Here is a 17627-nt window from a genome sequence, read left to right on the forward strand (position 1 = left end):
TCAGACTTAAAATATGCAGTGAAATAACACAGGCAAAATTTAGGAATAATTAAATAACTTTCAATATCAAAATGACTGATTTAGCTTCAAATTAATTATTCTTTGCCGAAGTTATTTCGTTACAAATACTTAGAGTCTGTCCCAAGAGTTTTCGATTCTACATATCTTTTGTAATATCTTTTGTATATGCCCGGATCTGTAATCGTGAGCCCGAGCAGAACTACCCAACCCACAGGAAACATTATTAACAGCAGGCAATAAACTGCGATGGCTGCCATCACAGATTCACCTACAAACTTTTTCATAGTTTTCATTGGTATTCCACCCTCTGATGTGGTTGTCTGGTTTTGCTTGCGTTATTTTTACAATTTGACAATTATACCAGTCTGACCAATGTTTTTGAGATTGTGTATATTACACAATAGCATACAGTATTATGCATTCAATAACTTATATAGCTATTCTGAAAATTCGCTTTGCCTGCAAAAAGATTTTTCTTTAAAATACACTGTGAACCTGAAAAATAAGAGGTATACCTGAAAAATAAGAGGTATACCTGAAAAATCCCTATTATATCCAAAGAATACACATTTGAGCCATAAAATAGGTGCCTATTAAGGTACATATTAATAAAATCAGGAAGGTCATAAACCTTCCATATCTACAATTAAATAACTTTATACTTCAATTCCATCCATTTTTACTACAAAGTTTATCTCAACTTTCGAAACATTAAGGTTAGATTCAAGGTCCTTCTCATATTCTGCAAGTAAATTTTTAATGACTACTTCTAAAGAATGTTTGAAATCAGAAATGGTTTCATCCTTTAATATTGTTTTTTCAGCCTCAGTCAGGTTCGAAAGAATCATTTAGCACCACTCCCCAAAAATATATTTTTTTAGACTTATTTCAACGTTGTCTTAATCTCAACATTATTTTTCAACACAATTCCATAGCTATTTTTGTTTTAATTTAGACCTTATTTTTTATAAATTTGCGAGAATGTTCAAATATTTATTCCAATCATGAACAGGTATGAATTTTTTTGACCCGTTACATGTGTCCTCTTCTTCCCATCCCACCGTATCCAGTACTTGCTTCGAAAGCTGTACTATCAATTGAAGTTTTCTTTCGATTCTAAATGTCATATTACCCCATAATAACCCTTGTTCCATTTTTCCAATGGTATTATATTTTGTCAATAGTATAACCGATATAATTGTATAAATAATTAATCTGTCTAAAAAAGTAATCAAAAGCCATTATTTAAAGAGAATTTGTGGCATATGTTTATATAGTAGTATTTTTTTGATTTTTATAATGTAATAAAAAATATAGATTAGTAAAAAGGATAACTATTTTAAAAAAATATGAATACAAAATATGAATACAAAATATGAATACAAAATATGAATACAAAATATGAATAAAAAATGGAAAATGGTTATCGTGAACTACCCCACCCTGCTTTTTAATGAAAGCGAGGATGGAGCTTCCTTCGAGTGATTATGTCACCTGGATATTTGCATAATGCAAGTATCCATCTGTAATCCTGTTTGTCGAAGATTATCAGAATATTTCTGATAGCCTATCCACAAAGTATTTTGTGATAAGAATCGCTTCATGATGTTGATAGCACTGTTTCTATCTCTATCTTTCTTAAAATAACATTTCCACAATCACATTTCATAATTCTTTCCCAAAGAGGCATGTAGTGTCTTTTTTCATAGCTTTCAGCCCTGCCATGCGCTTCATCAAGACTCTTTTAAGCTGTGACTGTGGGTAAATAACGGTGTAGAGAAAGAAAACCACGAAAAAAAGAAAAGCAATATCTCATAGACTGATTGTTGTGCTGTCAACGGTAGCCAGAAAAACTTCCCCCTTTAACTTCCCGCGGGCACCGTCAAAGATAACCAGAATGTGTGATTTAAACCCCCAGGTTTAATCCCTTTATTGTTTAATCTCTTTATTAGCATTGTTCTGCCAGCTATTAATTGTTGGCTATCCGTACTGCAGAAAAAAGCGATTTTATAAGGAAATTGCAAAAATCCCGAAGAAAAAGGAGACGAAAAAAGGGGAAAGAGAAAGAAAAAGGAGACGAAAAAAGGAGAAAGAGAAAGAGAAAGAGAAAGGAGACGAAAAAAGGGGAAAGAGAAAGAAAAAGAAGACGAAAAAAGGAGAAAGAGAAAGAGAAAGGAGACGAAAAAAGAGAAAGAAAAAGAAAAAGGAGACGAAAAAAGGAGAAAGAAAAAGAAAAAGGAGACGAAAAAAGAGAAAGAAAAAGAGAATGGATTTGAGAACTTTATATGGTTTCATGGAGAATTCAGCTTGAGCCCCGCTATCCCTGAGAAACCTTCCGTATATTTCAGCCCGATTGCCCAGACTGTCTCAAAAAGACCAGCGATGAAAAGAAAGATCCATTCCATTTTTGTTCTACAATCTGCTTATGGAACTTTTATGGGGCTACAGTGAAAATATCAATTGAAAAATATTCTAAAGCCTCTTTCTTCTTATAAGCTTGCCTGAAAGAATCCATGGAAGAGCCTGTTAAATTTCTCAAAGGTAAAATCTCGAATATTTGAATCAGAGATAATAATCGGAAGAAACAAACAATAAGCCTTTAACTCTTGCAGGAGAATATTTCAATATGGCAGCCCCGAAGTATCTGAAACGCTACCTTGATGTGCAGAGAAACGAGATGCCAGCCTTTTTTAAGATAACCGAGAGAATTCCTGCAGGGTTTAAACCAGGAATGGAGCTTGAAGAACTCCGGAAAATCCATTCTGAGAGCATCAAAGAGTACCGAAAACTCCGGGAAGACCTCGAAACCGAAGCCATTAGAGTTCTTGTATATCCTGACGTCTCGGACAAGCTGAAACTGTTTACTGAAAGCTTTCTGGATATTCCAAAAGCCAACCCCTCCCTCCTTGACCTCAAGGTTGCAATTGTGGACAGGATGCTTGAAAACTGCCACTGCTGTGAGCGCCGATGCGGGATCAACCGAAAAGAAGGCGAGGAAGGTTTCTGCAAGCTGACCGATGTCTCACTCTATGCCTCGGAGTTCCTGCACATGGGAGAAGAGCCCGAACTCATCCCTTCCCACACGATCTTTTTTACGGGCTGTGTCTTTGCCTGCGTCTACTGCCAGAACTGGGACATTTCCATCTGCCCGGAATGCGGGACTGAAGTCGACCCCCGGAAACTTGCAAAGCTTGTCGATATCAGAAGGCTCCACGGAGCAAAGAACGTAAATTTCGTAACTCCTACTCCACACCCGCACACCGTTCTGAAAATCGTGCGGGAAATGTCGGCAAATACCCCTGTGGTCTGGAATTCAAACATGTACCATTCAAAAGAAATCGCCGAAATCCTGGAAGGCGTTGTTGACGTCTACCTCGGGGATTTCAAGTACGGAAATAATGAATGTGCCCTCAAGTACTCCAAAGTGGAAAACTACCTGGAAGTCGTCCAGCACAATTTTGAATTTGCTTACGAGACCGCCGAAATCCTCCTCCGTCACCTCGTCCTCCCCGGCCACCTTGAGTGCTGCACAAGGCCGATTGCCGAATGGGTTGCAGAACACACCCCGCAGATCAGGTTCAACCTTATGTTCCAGTACAGGCCCTGCTACCGGGCGATGGAACACCCTGACCTCGACAGGCACCTGACCCTGGAAGAGCAGACGGATGCGATAGATATTGTGAGAGGGGCGGGGATAGAGGACGTGCTGATCTAACTGTGAAGGTAAACGAAAACAGTTTCACTTTGAGAATAGACCAAGATCTCTTTTTTGATTCCATCTGCTGATTTTCCGGCAATCGTTTTGTTTTTTACTTTATAGAAACCGGGGCTTCAACCGGGTGCGAAGCAGCCGGCCTTCCCAAAATGAAAAAGAAAAGGAGTATAGAGACCGAGCCAGAAAGACCGAGCCGTTAAGCTTCAGGTCTCAGAAGATAATCTCCCGGATGCAGCTTAAATTTTAAAAAGCTGTTATTGCCATTTTCGATATTTCACCTCAGAAAGGAAACTGAAAAGAAAAAGATGATTTATGGTAGTGGAATGTATCCTTCAATTTGAAAAAATTGTGAAAAAGAGCAAGAGTTAAAAAGATTCGCGGATATACCTGAACAGAAAATCCTTAAAGAAGAACAATCGAAGCTAATCGAAACCCTTATTATTGATACTAATTGAGAACAGATGTCGGGCTAAAAAATGAATGAAAATAACGTTAATCGAACCGTAATTGATGAGCAGTATACGAGACTGCAAACTGGGATTATAGGGGAATAAAAATGATTAATGGTGAACTGAAAAACAAAATCGATGGCATCTGGAACGTTTTCTGGTCTGGAGGAATCTCTAACCCTCTCGAAGTTATCGAGCAAATTACCTACCTGTTGTTTTTAAGGCGATTGGATGACCTGCACACACTGGAAGAGAACAAATCCGCACGGCTCAAGCGCCCTATGGAACGCCGTGTTTTCCCCGAGGGCAACGACCCTAAAGGCCGCCCCTACGAGGATCTGCGCTGGTCTCACTTCAAACATTTTGCCCCTGCCGAGATGTTCACAGTTGTGGATGAGCACGTATTTCCCTTTCTACGCACCCTGGGAGGCGATGATTCCACCTACGCAAAGCACATGGAAGGTGCCCGTTTCACCATTCCCACGCCTTCGATGCTGTCCAAAGCAGTTGACCTTCTGGACAGCGTGCCCATGGAGAACCGCGATACCAAGGGCGACCTTTACGAATATATGCTTGGCAAGATCGCCAGCGCCGGCCAGAACGGCCAGTTCCGTACTCCGCGCCACATTATCCGCCTGATGGTGGAACTAACTTCCCCACAGCCAACAGACATTATATGCGACCCAGCATGCGGTACTGCAGGATTTCTCGTAGCTGCAGGCGAATACCTGCGAGAGTACCATCCGAACATCCTGCACGATGAGAGGCTGAGACAGCACTTCCATCACGGGATGTTCCACGGTTTTGATTTTGATAACGTCATGCTCCGCATAGGCAGCATGAACATGCTCCTGCACGGCGTGGAAAACCCCGATATCCGCTACCGCGACTCCCTGGCTCAGGAAAACTCCAGTGACGAAGAAGCCTATACTCTGGTGCTGGCTAATCCTCCGTTTGCCGGCTCGCTGGACTACGAAAATACTGCAAAAGACCTGTTGCAGATCGTCAAGACCAAGAAAACCGAGCTGCTCTTCGTAGCCCTTTTTATGCGCCTGTTGAAGCCAGGCGGCCGGGCTGCTGTAATCGTTCCGGACGGCGTTCTCTTCGGCTCCAGCAAAGCCCATAAGAAACTTCGTCGCATGCTTGTTGAGGAACAGAAGCTTGATGCCATTGTTTCCCTTCCAGGCGGCGTTTTCAAGCCCTATGCAGGCGTTTCAACCGCGATCCTCCTTTTCACCAAAACAAATTCAGGAGGCACTGACAACGTCTGGTTCTATGACATGCAGGCCGACGGCTGGAGCCTTGACGACAAGCGCAGCCCGCTCCTGGACGAGGAAAAACTTGGTCCTGTGCCTTCGACCGAGCTTACCGAGGAAGAGCACGCCAAAAACAACCTGCCTGATGTCCTGGCCCGCTGGCAGGAACGCAATAACAGCGAACTTAAACGCCCCCGAACCGAACAGAGCTTCTGCGTGCCAAAAGCCGACATCGCCGCTCAGGGTTACGACCTTTCCCTCAACCGCTACAAGGAAGTCGTGCATGAAGAAGTGGAATACAGAGCCCCGAAAGAGATACTCGAAAGCCTCGCAAAGCTGGAAGCCGAGATTCAGCAGGGGATGAAGGAACTGGAAGGGATGCTGGAATGAATAATGTTCTCCTTGAAACTGTAATTCTTTCATTAGAAAGTGGTGCTCGCCCAAAGGGCGGAGTATCTGCTGATTCAGGTGAAATTCCAAGCATAGGAGGCGAACATCTTACTGACGATGGAAACTTTGATTTTTCCAACATCAAACGCATTCCTACTTCTTTTTTCAAGAAGATGAAGAGCGGCCATGTTTGTCCACTCGATATTCTTATCGTCAAGGACGGTGCAACCACGGGTAAAACAAGCTTTGTTCATCCTGATTTTCCATTCAAAGAGGCTGCAGTAAATGAACATGTCTTTAGTGTCCGTGTTAATCCAGAGAAAGCTGTACCTGCCTATATATGTCATTTTTTACGTTCAGCAGAAGGCAAAAAAGCTATCCTACGAGACTTTCGTGGAGCTACTGTAGGAGGAATTTCGCGTGAGTTTGCTGCAAAGGTAATTCTTCCTCTACCTTCCTTGCCAGAACAGCAAAGAGTTGTAGATATTCTTGACCGTGCGGAGGCTCTCCGAGCCAAACGTCGAGCAGCCCTCGCCCAGCTCGATGAACTCGTTCAGTCAATTTTTATTGAGATGTTTGGAGACTCTGCTATCAATCCGAAGGGGTGGTCTCTGAAACCGGTTGGGGAGTTAGCATCTAAATTTTCTGACGGGCCATTTGGCTCCAACATTAAGAGTTCACACTACACGGAAAATGGAATTCGTGTTGTTCGACTTCAAAACATCGGTGTTGGAGAGTTCTTGGATGACGATAAGGCGTACATCTCTGAGGAACATTTTGCCGAACTTAAGAAACACGAATGTTTGCCAGGGGATGTTCTTGTGGGTACACTAGGTAGTCCTAATCTACGTGCCTGTATCCAGCCTGATTGGTTGAACGTTGCGATAAATAAAGCTGACTGTATCCAATTCCGACCTGATGAACGAATTGTTAATGCTCCTTACATTTGCTCTCTACTCAATCAACCCGCTACAGAGAAGATGGCACAGGATTTGATGCTTGGACAAACGCGCCTCCGCATCAGTATGGGTCGTTTAAGAGGTTTAGAGGTTCCTCTCCCACCTCTTAACCTCCAGCAAGAATTCGCCTGCCGCGTCGTCGCTGTGGAAAAATTGAAAATCATTCACAAAGCCTCACTGGCAGATCTGGATGCTCTCTTTGCCTCTCTCCAGTACCGCGCTTTCAGGGGTGAACTGTAAGATGAGTGCCGTTCCGCCATTCTCAGACGGCCAAATTAAAGCACTGGCACAATTGCTTGGAGAATGCGGAAATGGTAACGATATCTCCCGATTTTTTAGCAGTAAGGACTTGGTGGATGATTCAGGTGAGTCCACAAAATGGAAACGGCTTTATTGGGCATTCCTAAAATGCCAAAAACAACATCAGTGTGCGAATCTGATCATTGACTTTATTCAATCTTTTCTGACCCCCGCTCGTTTCGTTGGACGCAATGACGAGTTCGAAACGAATCGCCAGCAGCTAAACATTATACTTTCTTTCTCAGGTTTGGAATACGGTCAGGACGGAAGATTCCGGCAGTGTAAAACTGCGAAAACTCTCGATGAAGCTGAAAAAAGGGTACGAACTATCCGAGCAAAGTTTCAGGGAAGGCGCATACATCCAGAAGTCTTGAAGTATTGCCGGCCTGAGCTTCTGCAGGATAATTATTTCCATGCTGTATTCGAGGCTTCCAAGGGTCTGGCTCAGCGGATACGTGATTTATCTGGGGTACAGACAGATGGAGCCGCTCTTATCGATAAGGTTTTTTCAATAGAGAAGCCGATCCTGGCGATTAATTCACTGCAAACTGAGACCGAGAGGTCAGAACATAAGGGTTTTGCTTTACTTTTGAAAGGCTGCTTTGCAGCTGTCCGCAATCCGTTAGCTCACGGACCAAAGATACTCTGGCAGGGTGAAGACGATGCAGCGGATTACCTATCCCTAATTTCACTCCTGCATAGAAAACTGGACGAGTGCACCGTGACAGGACTCAGAGGAGACTGATTTTTATGAAAGCTACTGAAGCTAAATTACTGGATTTCCTTAGGAAATCCCCCCAGTTTGTTATTCCGATATACCAGCGCACCTACTCATGGACTGAGAAAGAGTGTTGGCAGTTGTGGGATGATATTCTGCGGACAGGCAGCAACGATGATATCTCAGCTCACTTCGTCGGCTCTATCGTTTACATAGAAAAAGGGATTTATCAGGTATCCAGCCAGTCTCCACTGCTCGTAATCGACGGACAGCAGCGTCTGACCACAGTAACCCTGCTGATAGCTGCCCTTTCCAGAGCACTTGACCAATTAGATGAAGAAAAACGTGAGCCTTTGGATGGTTTTTCTCCCCGCAAGCTGCGTAATTATTATCTGCTTAACCCGGAGGAAGAAGGAGAAAAGTATTACAAGCTTATCCTTTCGCAGACGGATAAGGACTCACTTACTTCTATTGTCGGCAACAGAGAGCAGCCAAAAGAATATTCTCTGCGGGTAATGGAGAATTTCAAACTTTTTGAATCGTGGATTGCTGGGTGTAAAGACAATCTCATGCCTCTGTGTAAAGGGTTGGCCAAACTTATAGTAGTTGATATCGCACTCAACCGCGATCAGGACAACCCTCAGCTCATTTTTGAAAGCATGAACTCAACCGGCAAAGAGCTTAGCCAGGCCGACCTGATTCGCAACTATATCCTGATGGGGTTGGAACCACAGTTACAGACAAGACTCTACGAGCAGTTCTGGCGGCCAATGGAGGTGGATTTCGGGCAGGAAGCCTACAGTGAGCAGTTCGACGGATTCATGCGCCATTATTTGACTGTAAAAACCGGGGAGATTCCCAGAATTGGGGAAGTCTATGATGCGTTTAAGGTTCACGCCAGTTCCCAAAAAACAGCACAGGCAGGAGTAGAAGCACTTGTAGCCGATATCCGGACATATTCTCGATACTTCTGCGCTATGGCACTGGGAACAGAGACAGATCCCGGTCTGAAACTGGCCTTCCATGACTTACGCGAGCTTAGGGTAGATGTGGCCTATCCATTCCTGCTCGAACTGTATCACGACTACGCAACCGGAGTGCTGTCCAGGGAAGATTTTGTTGCAGCAGTTCGGCTGGTGGAAGCCTACGTGTTCCGACGCGCTATCTGCTCTATCCCCACAAATTCAATGAACAAGACCTTTGCAACCTTTTCCAGAGCACTCAAAAAGGATCGTTACCTCAAAAGCATCCAGGTATACCTTCTTCAGTTGCCTTCGTATCGCCGCTTCCCAAATGACGAGGAATTCCGGCGTGAATTGCAAATCCGTGACCTCTACAACTTCCGAAGCCGTAGTTATTGGATAAGACGATTGGAAAACTACGGACATAAAGAACGTGTGCTGGTAGATGAGTACACCATCGAGCATATCATGCCACAGAATGAGAATCTCTCCACAGCCTGGAAAACGGAACTTGGCTTGGAGTGGAAACGAATTCATGAGACATGGCTGCATACTCTTGGAAACCTCACACTCACTGGCTACAACTCTGAGTACAGCGACCGGTCTTTCACTGAGAAATGTGATATGCCGGGCGGCTTCAAGGAAAGTCCGCTCAAACTCAATAAAGGACTTGGTCAGCTCGACCAGTGGAACGAAGACACTATCAAAGAAAGGGCAGGTAGGCTGGCAGAAATAGCTCTTGATGTATGGACAATGCCAAAGCTGGCTACCGATATCATTGAGGCGTACAAGCCAAAGGCTGCCGCATCTGGTTACACAATTGAGAACCATCCACACCTGCTAACTGGAACCATGCATGAGTTGTTCGAGGCCTTCCGTAAGCAAGTGTTAGCTCTCGATCCCTGTGTAACTGAGGAGTTTCTCAAGCTTTATGTCGCCTACAAAGCTGAGACTAACTTTGTGGATGTGGTGCCACAAGCTAAGCGGCTGATCCTGTCACTCAATCTGCCTTTTTCTGGCATAAACGATCCCAAAGGACTCTGCAAGGACGTTTCAGACATCGGGTGTTGGGGCAACGGCGATGTAAAAGTAGGCTTGAGATCGCTGGATGAGCTACCCTATGTGATGGGTCTGGTGCGACAATCTTTTGAGCGGCAGATGGGGAACGGAGGAAATTAATGACCAATTTTGCCTTTCTCGAAGCCGAATGGCCTTCTTTGTATGAGGCAGCCATAAAAGCCTCAAATGCAGTTTATCCTGACCCGCGAACTGCCTGTTTTTATACTCGCAGGGCTCTGGAACTGACTGTGCAGTGGATGTATAAGCACGATTATTCCTTGCTCCTGCCGTATCAGGATAATTTGAGTGCTCTTATTCATGAACCTACATTCAAGAAAGCTGCGGGAGAGGCAATCTTCAACAAAGCAAGGGTTATTATCCGGCTTGGAAATCAGGCTGTGCACAGCAACAGTTCAGTCCTGGTGGATGATTCAATAACAGCAGTGCGTGAACTTTTCCACATCAGCTACTGGCTGGCACGCACCTATGCAAGAGAAGGAAAACCTGAACCGGGACTGAGCTTTAACCCTGAAGATCTGCCAAAAACAACTGTCCCGAAGCAGACGATAGAACAGCTCCAGAACCTGGAAACCAGCCTGCGGGAAAAGGACGAAAAACTCTCGGAACTGCTTGCCGACAAATCCGCGCTGGATGAAGAACTCAAACGCCTGCGGGTTGAGGTTGCAAAGGCAAAAGAAGCTTCAGCTTTACTGCCGGACACCCATGATTATTCCGAAGCTGAAACCCGGGACTACTTCATTGATATGCTACTTAAAGAGGCCGGCTGGGCTCTGGATCAAGCTCGGGACAGGGAATTTGAAGTCTCAGGCATGCCGAACAAAAAAGGCATCGGCTATGTAGATTATGTGCTCTGGGGCGACGACGGAAAACCCCTTGCCCTGGTAGAAGCAAAAAGAACCAAACGCGATCCTCGGGTTGGCCAGCAGCAGGCAAAACTCTATGCTGACTGCCTGGAAAACCAGTTCGGGCAAAGGCCGGTTATCTTCTACTCAAACGGGTATGAAACCTGGATCTGGGACGATTCCAGATATCCTCCAAGGCAGGTGCAGGGCTTCTACAAAAAAGCCGAACTGGAACTCCTCATCCAGCGGCGTAGCAGCCGCAGACCTCTCTCCGAAGCAGAGATTAATTCCGCCATCGTCGACCGCTACTATCAGACCCGGGCCATCCGTCGCATCGGAGAAGCCTTTGAACAGGACAATGACAGAAAAGCTCTGGTTGTAATGGCAACAGGCGCCGGCAAGACCCGCACAGTCATTGCACTCTGTGACCTCCTGATGCGCTGCAACTGGGTCAAACGTGTGCTCTTCCTTGCCGACAGGGTGGCTCTGGTCAACCAGGCGGTAAACGCCTTCAAGCGACACCTTTCAGACTCAGCCCCTGTGAACCTTGTCACGGAAAAATATACAGAAGGGCGAGTGTTCGTTTCGACCTATCCTACGATGATGAAACAGATAGAAGAGATGAGCAATGGACAGCGCCGCTTTGGAGTTGGGCATTTCGACCTTGTAATTATTGACGAGGCGCACCGCTCGGTTTTCAAGAAATACAGAGCTATTTTCGACTACTTTGATTCTCTCCTTGTGGGCCTTACAGCAACGCCCAAAAATGAAATTGAACGCAATACCTACAGCCTCTTTGACCTCGAAACAGGTGTTCCCACCGATGCCTACCATCTGGAAGAAGCTGTAAAAGACGGATTTTTAGTCCCTCCTAAAGCGGTTTCAGTGCCCCTGAAGTTCCAGCGCCAGGGGATCAATTATGACGAGCTCTCAGATGAAGATAAAGAACAGTGGGACACTCTTGAGTGGGACGACGAAGACGGCGAAATCCCTGCCAGGGTAGAAGCCGAAGCCGTCAACAAATGGCTGTTCAATAAGGACACTGTGGACAAAGTGCTCGCACACCTGATGGAGCGGGGCCTGAAAGTCGTTGGTGGGGACCGGTTAGGCAAGACCATCCTTTTTGCCAAAAACCAGGCACATGCTGAATATATCGCCGACCGGTTCAATGCCAATTACCCTCATTTCAAGAGCGAGTTCGCCCGTGTTATCACTTTCAAGACTGAATATGCCCAGAGCCTGATAGATAATTTCTCGATCAAGGAAAAAAACCCTCATATTGCCATCTCGGTGGACATGCTTGACACCGGAATTGATGTGCCAGAGGTCGTGAATCTGGTCTTCTTTAAAATGGTGCGTTCAAAGACAAAGTTTTGGCAGATGGTGGGACGCGGTACCCGGCTGTGTCCGGACCTTTTTGAACCGGGAAAGAACAAACAATTCTTTTATCTTTTTGATTACTGCCAGAACCTGGAGTTCTTCAGCCAGAACCCGGAAACCACCGATGGTTCACTGGGTGATTCGCTTGGCACACGTCTGTTCAAATCCCGGCTTGAATTAATTTCTGAGCTGGACAGGAAACTTGAAGCTGACATCGAATTCGGAGTCGGCGCGGAGACCCTGGAAATCTATGGTGAACCAAAAACAGAAGCTGAAGTTCGCCGCTCGATTGCCAAAATGCTGCACAGTGAAATTGCCTCGATGAATCTGGACAACTTCGTCGTGCGTCCCAGGCGGCGGCTGGTCGAGAAATACTCCAGGCCCGAAACCTGGCTAAAGCTGTCCAGGGAAGACCTCTCCGAACTTTCCCATGAAGTCGCAGGCCTGCCCTCGGAACTGCAACCGGAAGCCGAAGAAGCAAAGCGCTTTGACCTCCTGGTCCTGAACCTGCAGCTGGCTTTACTGCGTGCCGAGCCCGCCTTTGAGCGCCTGCGTAACCAGGTAAGAGATATCGCCGGGCTTCTGGAAGAAAAAACGACTATCCCAATGGTGCGTGACCAGATGAATCTAATTCTGGATGTGCAGACCGAGGAATGGTGGGAAAACGTTACAACTCCCATGCTGGAAACGCTTCGACGGCGTCTCCGTGACCTGGTAAAACTGATAGAAAAACACCGCAGGAAGCCTATTTATACCGACTTTGAAGATGAAATGGGCAGTGAAACCGACGTAGAATTGCCAGGCTTTGCTGCATCCGGAGATTTCGAGAAGTTTCGCGCCAAGACAAGGGCTTTCCTTCTGGAACATCAGGACCAGGCCGTAATTCATAAGCTCAGGATGAATGAGCCACTAACTGCATCTGATCTCGATGAGCTGGAGCGGATACTCTCTGAAAGCGGATTGGGAGGCCCGGAAGAAATTGCCCGTGCCAAAGAGGTATCACATGGGCTTGGCCTCTTTGTACGTTCACTGGTAGGGTTGGATAGGGAGGCTGCAAAACAGGCGCTTGCCACATTCCTCTTAGGCAAGACTTTTAGTGCAAACCAGATCGAATTCATAAACCTGATCATAAACCATCTTGCAAAACACGGTGTGATGGATGCTGCACTGCTTTACGAATCACCATTTACTGACCTTACAACGCAAGGGCCTGACGGACTCTTCACCTCAACCCAGATAGATGAGCTGATATCCGCACTGGAGCAGATCAAGGCAACAGCACTTGCATCTCCGGTTTCGCAACAAACCACAGCTTGAGGGTTTTTGAACTGCTTCGGAGAATTTATAAAGGAATTGTCGCCGCAGTGAGGCGACAATTGAGTTGAACACTCTCAGGTCGTTCATTTGCGAGGAGAAGACTCCAAAAATTATGAAAACTTTGTCTGGCTGAGAGAATTATGCAAGAACTTCTTGCACAAACTCCTGCTTATTGGCCGCGTATGAAAATTGCGAGAAGAAGCTTGAAGGAAAAGGGGTAATACGGGCAGGAAATTGTCGTATCACTGATACAACAATTCGATGAGCTAATTGTCTACGCACTGCGTAGACAATTGATCTAAAAGTTTACCCGATGACGAAAATTGATAGGGAAAACTCAAGGAAAAAAGGTGTAATACAAACAAGAAATTGTCTCCGCACTGCGTAGACAATTGATCCTGATATACTTCCGGAAGCTCATGTGCTAGGAAATAATCAAAAAATCTAGGGTCTTTGGTCGGTTGAGAGAGAATTGTGCAAGAACTTCTTGCACAAACTCCTGTTTGCACCTGCGACGGAGGATCGATTTCTCCGATTTGTTCCCGGAAGAAGAGATTATCGTGACACTGTCACGACAATTAAGTTGGTCCAATTTTTGACTTTCCTCCCCAAAAACATTGTTTACAAACTGATTTTTAATCCGAAGAATAAACTACCACCTACTCAGATTTTCCATCCAAACGCGAAAACTTATATTCTATCCTGAGTTTGACAGTTTGATTTTTATGTTGAAAGATTGTTTTCATATCTGTTGGAATAATAAGTAATATTATTTCAACAAATTTTTGCCCATTTTTTACGATTCAATTTGACAGATGATTCTCTTTCTCTTGATAGCTATTTTCATAATTTTTGATCAAATTTTTGGTATCGAATTTGACAGATAGCATGAATCTCAGATAAAATATAGATACTATCCAAAAAGTCAGGTGCCAAAAGTGCCAAAATAGGACAAAAATCTCTACTAATTTACCTTATAGTGATTGTGTAGCTGGAAAATCAGAGGCAATTTGATGAAATTTATGAATACTGTCAATTGATTTTTGACAAAAAATCGAAGCTTCTCACTAACTTTAATTTATACTGTCAAACTAAGGTTCTATTCGCATATTATTGGAATTAATGCATTTTTCCAGAACCGAACTCCAAACCATCGCAGAACTCGCAAAAGGCAACACCTCAATAAGCACCGTAGCCGAAGCTCTCAATAAAAGCGAAAAGCACGTCTACCGAATTGTGCAAAAACTTGAAGAAAAAGACCTTGCAGCCCTCTCCTCTGGAGAAATTGTTCCCAGGAAAAGCACCTTGATGGTCAGGTTGACCCAGATTCTCGATTCGTACCCGAATTTGATATATGTTCTGGCAGATTCCGGAATCCCTATACTCGTCTCTCTGCTTGAAGCAAAAACTGTGGATGAAATCATTGAAGAGACGGATGTGAAAAAGAGTACTGTCTATGCTTTATTAAAAAAAGCCTTAAAGATAAGCCTGATAAAAAGAGACGGGGAACGTTATGTACTCAATGAAAGGATCTGGAGAGAGGTGCCAGACCTGCTCAGGGAAATAAGGGAGAAAGGTTGCTTGACCCGCGAGTGCCCTATAATTCGGTAATATACTACCGGGACCAGGGTGAGGTCATTTATTCCAGTAAATATGGCAGGGATTCTGGAGAAAAGACTGGGTTTTCGGTCTTTGAAAAGGAGGGGATCAAACTCCTTTTATAATTACCCTGGATATATTTGCTTGAGTCACTAATAAAAAAGTCGTCTTTTTCCAAAATGGTAAAATATTCGCATGATCAGGGATTTTTAGAGTTAATTTAGGCTTCAGAGTATAAATTTTGTATTATAATAACTTTTTTATATTATCTTGCCGTTTATTTGTCCAGGAGTATGTCTGGAACGGGGAGACGGAGCATTTTACTTGACCAGTTGCAGGATGGGAGATTATTATTCATCTCATCCATGGGTTAACAGGCAGACTTCTTTTACATTAAAATTTTTACATTAAAATTGTCACTTTTAAGGGGGAATAAGCTGATGAAAACTGGATTGATATTACTGATGGCTATCTCGACAGTACTGATGTTTTCAACTGTGGGCTCCGCCCAGGAAAACTCTACAGACAGTGCTGCAGCTGTTCTGAAGGACGCGAATGGCAGTACTGTAGGGTTCGCCACCTTTACCGAGGACGCCTTTGGCATGGTTCGAATTCAGGTCTTTGCTAGCAACCTGACACCGGGCCTGCACGGCATCCACATCCACGATAAAGCGAATTGCACAGGACCGTCTTTTGCCTCTGCAGGCGGACACTATAATCCTCTGGGCAAAGAACATGGGCTTGACAATCCGAAAGGTCCCCATGCCGGTGATCTACCCAATTTCTTCGTGGGGCAGGATGGTACGGGATATATGGACGTCACTACTAACCTTGTGACGCTGTCACCCGGAAAGACCACGCTATTTCCGGCCAACGGTACCTCACTGGTCATCCATGCCGATCCTGACGACCAGTTCACTGATCCTTCCGGCAACAGTGGTGCCCGGATTGTCTGTGGAGTCATCGAAAAAAGATAATTTTTTTCCTTAACCTTATTTTTTTTAACACGGGCTGAACGTGAATAATGACTGAACGTGAATAATAATACTTATAATCTCATTGAATGTATCCAGAAGATTGATGGTAGACAATCTGGCTGCAGATAAAAACAATGTGCTTATTGAACGTATTTTCCAGGTTCACGAATCGCCCTTTAAAGTCGTTCTGGCAATAACCGGTGGAGGAGCCGAGATTCTCGGGGAATTGCTCCGCCACGGCAGTGGCTCTGCAACAGTACTCGACGCGGTTGTTCCATACAGTACAGATGCAATGGACCGGTTCCTCGGCAGGAAACCTGAAAAGTACTGCTCAGAGAAAACTGCAAGGTTGATGGCGATGGTTGCTTACCAGCGGGCCCTGAGACTGTCGAAAGGCTCCGGCGGGCCTGCAGACCCGGAAGTAATCGGAATCGGAGCAACCTGCAAGCTTAAGGCTGCAAACGAGCGGGAGGGCAGGAAACACGAGGTCCACGTTGCCATCCAGTCAACCCGTGAAACAGGGGTCTGCACACTTGAACTGGCAGCAGATCGGACAAGGGAAGAGGAAGAAAAGATTGCTGCTCTCCTTATTTTCAATGTACTCGCCCGTCACTGCGGCGTTCCTGAAATCGATTTGCAGGACGGGATCGGGGCCGCGGAAGAGAGAAGGAAAAGGACAGGAAAAGAGGGAGAAGAGGTAATTGAAGAAGTTATTGAAAAATATGATTCCGTTTCCTGGGTGGTAGGAAATCTCCTGAAACAGCAGAGCTGCATCCCGGAGAGTTCCTGCAAAACAGCTGGAATGGCAAGGATCAATCTTAATGAAGTAAAAGCTTCCGAAGAGATAAAGCCCAATGAGACTAAACCCGAAAAACCTGAAGAAATAAAACTCGTATTCTCAGGCTCTTTTGACCCCTGTCACAAGAATCATGTATTTATGGCGATGTGTGCTTCGAAGGAATATAATGCGCCCGTCCACTTCGAAATCTCTTTGACGAACGTTGACAAGCCCCCTATAGATTTTATCTCACTGAGCCAGAGGCTTGATTCATTGAGGAAATACAAAGGTGAAGCCTTTATGGGCGGGGTTTGCCTGACCAACGCACCGCTCTTCCTGCAAAAAGCCGACCTTTTTCCGAACAGCACCTTCATCATCGGGGCAGATACCTTCAACAGACTATTTGACGCAAAATATTATGGCGGCACAGTAGATACACCCGCCATTTTAAAGCACTTTAAAGAAAAGAATGTCCGGTTCATGGTGTTTCACAGGAAATCAATTGAACTGTCCATAAACCCTGAGGTCCTTGATTTTTGCGAAATAATCCCGGTTGACGAATACGAAGACGATGGGACTTCGTCGAGGGAAATCAGAAAGAGACACAGGGGAACACAGAAGTAAAAATGAAATGTGATGTATATAAGGGGCAGCAACCTGCTGCATAAATTCCTTTTTACCATAACCGGATTCCTGTTTTTTTAAAAATTCTCATTCTCTGGAAGAACGAAGGACTACATTACTTTTTTCAAACATTCGTAACATTATAACATTATTACTTTAATCTAGGAAAAAGTTAAATAGATTGAATAGGAAAAAACTTACCGTCTTCCGATAAACTCCGAGAGACCATTCACTGTTATTTTGAGATGAAAAAGGGACCG

At 44.8% G+C, this 17627-nt stretch carries 13 protein-coding genes; 10 read left to right on the plus strand and 3 right to left on the minus strand.

Translation table 11 applies throughout. The features are described from left to right. Nucleotides 1–119 precede the first annotated feature (119 nt). Both MSWH1_RS06510 and MSWH1_RS06515 read right to left on the minus strand, forming a co-directional pair. A complete protein-coding gene (locus MSWH1_RS06510; protein WP_048127131.1) occupies nucleotides 120–314 on the minus strand; it encodes a hypothetical protein in 195 nt (64 codons plus the stop codon). A 363-nt stretch (nucleotides 315–677) separates the two neighbouring features. Then, nucleotides 678–869 (minus strand): hypothetical protein, encoded by a 192-nt coding sequence (locus MSWH1_RS06515; RefSeq protein WP_048127132.1) that lies wholly within the window; start codon nucleotides 867–869, stop codon nucleotides 678–680. A gap of 1128 nt (nucleotides 870–1997) precedes the next feature. Here MSWH1_RS06515 and MSWH1_RS06525 point away from each other — a divergent pair. Then, nucleotides 1998–2297: a hypothetical protein gene (locus MSWH1_RS06525; RefSeq protein ID WP_052722636.1), complete on the plus strand. Its 300-nt coding sequence runs from the start codon at nucleotides 1998–2000 to the stop codon at nucleotides 2295–2297. Between the two features lie 15 nt (nucleotides 2298–2312). Here the strand turns inward: MSWH1_RS06525 and MSWH1_RS18010 are convergent, their stop codons facing one another. Beyond that, nucleotides 2313–2426 carry an SMR family transporter gene (locus MSWH1_RS18010; protein WP_082088048.1) on the minus strand — a complete coding sequence of 38 codons (114 nt, stop codon included), beginning with the start codon at nucleotides 2424–2426 and terminating at the stop codon, nucleotides 2313–2315. Nucleotides 2427–2647: 221 nt separating this feature from the next. Between MSWH1_RS18010 and MSWH1_RS06530 the strand changes: the two genes are divergently transcribed. The 9 genes from MSWH1_RS06530 to MSWH1_RS06570 all read left to right on the plus strand — a co-directional run bounded on the left by MSWH1_RS06530 (nucleotide 2648) and on the right by MSWH1_RS06570 (nucleotide 17367). Then, entirely contained in the window at nucleotides 2648–3736 is a 1089-nt protein-coding gene (locus MSWH1_RS06530; RefSeq protein ID WP_048127134.1) for a radical SAM protein, read from the plus strand. Nucleotides 3737–4292: 556 nt separating this feature from the next. Next, complete coding sequence (locus tag MSWH1_RS06535; protein ID WP_048127135.1) at nucleotides 4293–5831, plus strand: class I SAM-dependent DNA methyltransferase; 1539 nt, start codon at nucleotides 4293–4295, stop codon at nucleotides 5829–5831. Further along, nucleotides 5828–7030, plus strand: a complete 1203-nt coding sequence (locus MSWH1_RS18015) for a restriction endonuclease subunit S (protein ID WP_082088049.1) — start codon at nucleotides 5828–5830, stop codon at nucleotides 7028–7030. Before MSWH1_RS06535 ends, MSWH1_RS18015 begins: the two co-directional genes overlap by 4 nt. Nucleotide 7031: 1 nt before the next feature. Then, the gene (locus MSWH1_RS06545; RefSeq protein ID WP_048127137.1) at nucleotides 7032–7835 is read left to right on the plus strand and encodes a TIGR02391 family protein; all 804 of its coding nucleotides are present in this window, start codon (nucleotides 7032–7034) and stop codon (nucleotides 7833–7835) included. Nucleotides 7836–7840: 5 nt separating this feature from the next. Beyond that, on the plus strand, nucleotides 7841–9949 hold the full coding sequence (locus tag MSWH1_RS06550; RefSeq protein WP_048127139.1) for a DUF262 domain-containing protein: 2109 nt from the start codon (nucleotides 7841–7843) through the stop codon (nucleotides 9947–9949). Next, complete coding sequence (locus MSWH1_RS06555; RefSeq protein WP_048127141.1) at nucleotides 9949–13389, plus strand: DEAD/DEAH box helicase family protein; 3441 nt, start codon at nucleotides 9949–9951, stop codon at nucleotides 13387–13389. Before MSWH1_RS06550 ends, MSWH1_RS06555 begins: the two co-directional genes overlap by 1 nt. Before the next feature lie 1122 nt (nucleotides 13390–14511). Further along, a complete protein-coding gene (locus tag MSWH1_RS06560) occupies nucleotides 14512–15000 on the plus strand; it encodes a hypothetical protein (RefSeq protein ID WP_231591910.1) in 489 nt (162 codons plus the stop codon). 590 nt (nucleotides 15001–15590) lie between these two features. After that, nucleotides 15591–15965 (plus strand): superoxide dismutase family protein, encoded by a 375-nt coding sequence (locus MSWH1_RS06565; RefSeq protein WP_231585714.1) that lies wholly within the window; start codon nucleotides 15591–15593, stop codon nucleotides 15963–15965. Nucleotides 15966–16068: 103 nt separating this feature from the next. Further along, the gene (locus tag MSWH1_RS06570) at nucleotides 16069–17367 is read left to right on the plus strand and encodes a hypothetical protein (RefSeq protein WP_048127143.1); all 1299 of its coding nucleotides are present in this window, start codon (nucleotides 16069–16071) and stop codon (nucleotides 17365–17367) included. Nucleotides 17368–17627 lie beyond the last annotated feature (260 nt).

Source organism: Methanosarcina sp. WH1 (assembly GCF_000970005.1).
Classification (GTDB): Archaea; Halobacteriota; Methanosarcinia; order Methanosarcinales; family Methanosarcinaceae; genus Methanosarcina.

Bases quoted from the DNA above. Each gene is read 5' to 3' on its own strand.
- MSWH1_RS06510 (WP_048127131.1), bottom strand. From the start codon at position 314: ATGAAAACTATGAAAAAGTTTGTAGGTGAATCTGTGATGGCAGCCATC.
- MSWH1_RS06515 (WP_048127132.1), bottom strand. From the start codon at position 869: ATGATTCTTTCGAACCTGACTGAGGCTGAAAAAACAATATTAAAGGAT.
- MSWH1_RS18010 (WP_082088048.1), bottom strand. From the start codon at position 2,426: ATGGAATGGATCTTTCTTTTCATCGCTGGTCTTTTTGAGACAGTCTGG.
- MSWH1_RS06530 (WP_048127134.1), top strand. From the start codon at position 2,648: ATGGCAGCCCCGAAGTATCTGAAACGCTACCTTGATGTGCAGAGAAAC.
- MSWH1_RS06535 (WP_048127135.1), top strand. From the start codon at position 4,293: ATGATTAATGGTGAACTGAAAAACAAAATCGATGGCATCTGGAACGTT.
- MSWH1_RS18015 (WP_082088049.1), top strand. From the start codon at position 5,828: ATGAATAATGTTCTCCTTGAAACTGTAATTCTTTCATTAGAAAGTGGT.
- MSWH1_RS06545 (WP_048127137.1), top strand. From the start codon at position 7,032: ATGAGTGCCGTTCCGCCATTCTCAGACGGCCAAATTAAAGCACTGGCA.
- MSWH1_RS06550 (WP_048127139.1), top strand. From the start codon at position 7,841: ATGAAAGCTACTGAAGCTAAATTACTGGATTTCCTTAGGAAATCCCCC.
- MSWH1_RS06555 (WP_048127141.1), top strand. From the start codon at position 9,949: ATGACCAATTTTGCCTTTCTCGAAGCCGAATGGCCTTCTTTGTATGAG.
- MSWH1_RS06560 (WP_231591910.1), top strand. From the start codon at position 14,512: ATGCATTTTTCCAGAACCGAACTCCAAACCATCGCAGAACTCGCAAAA.
- MSWH1_RS06565 (WP_231585714.1), top strand. From the start codon at position 15,591: ATGGTTCGAATTCAGGTCTTTGCTAGCAACCTGACACCGGGCCTGCAC.
- MSWH1_RS06570 (WP_048127143.1), top strand. From the start codon at position 16,069: ATGGTAGACAATCTGGCTGCAGATAAAAACAATGTGCTTATTGAACGT.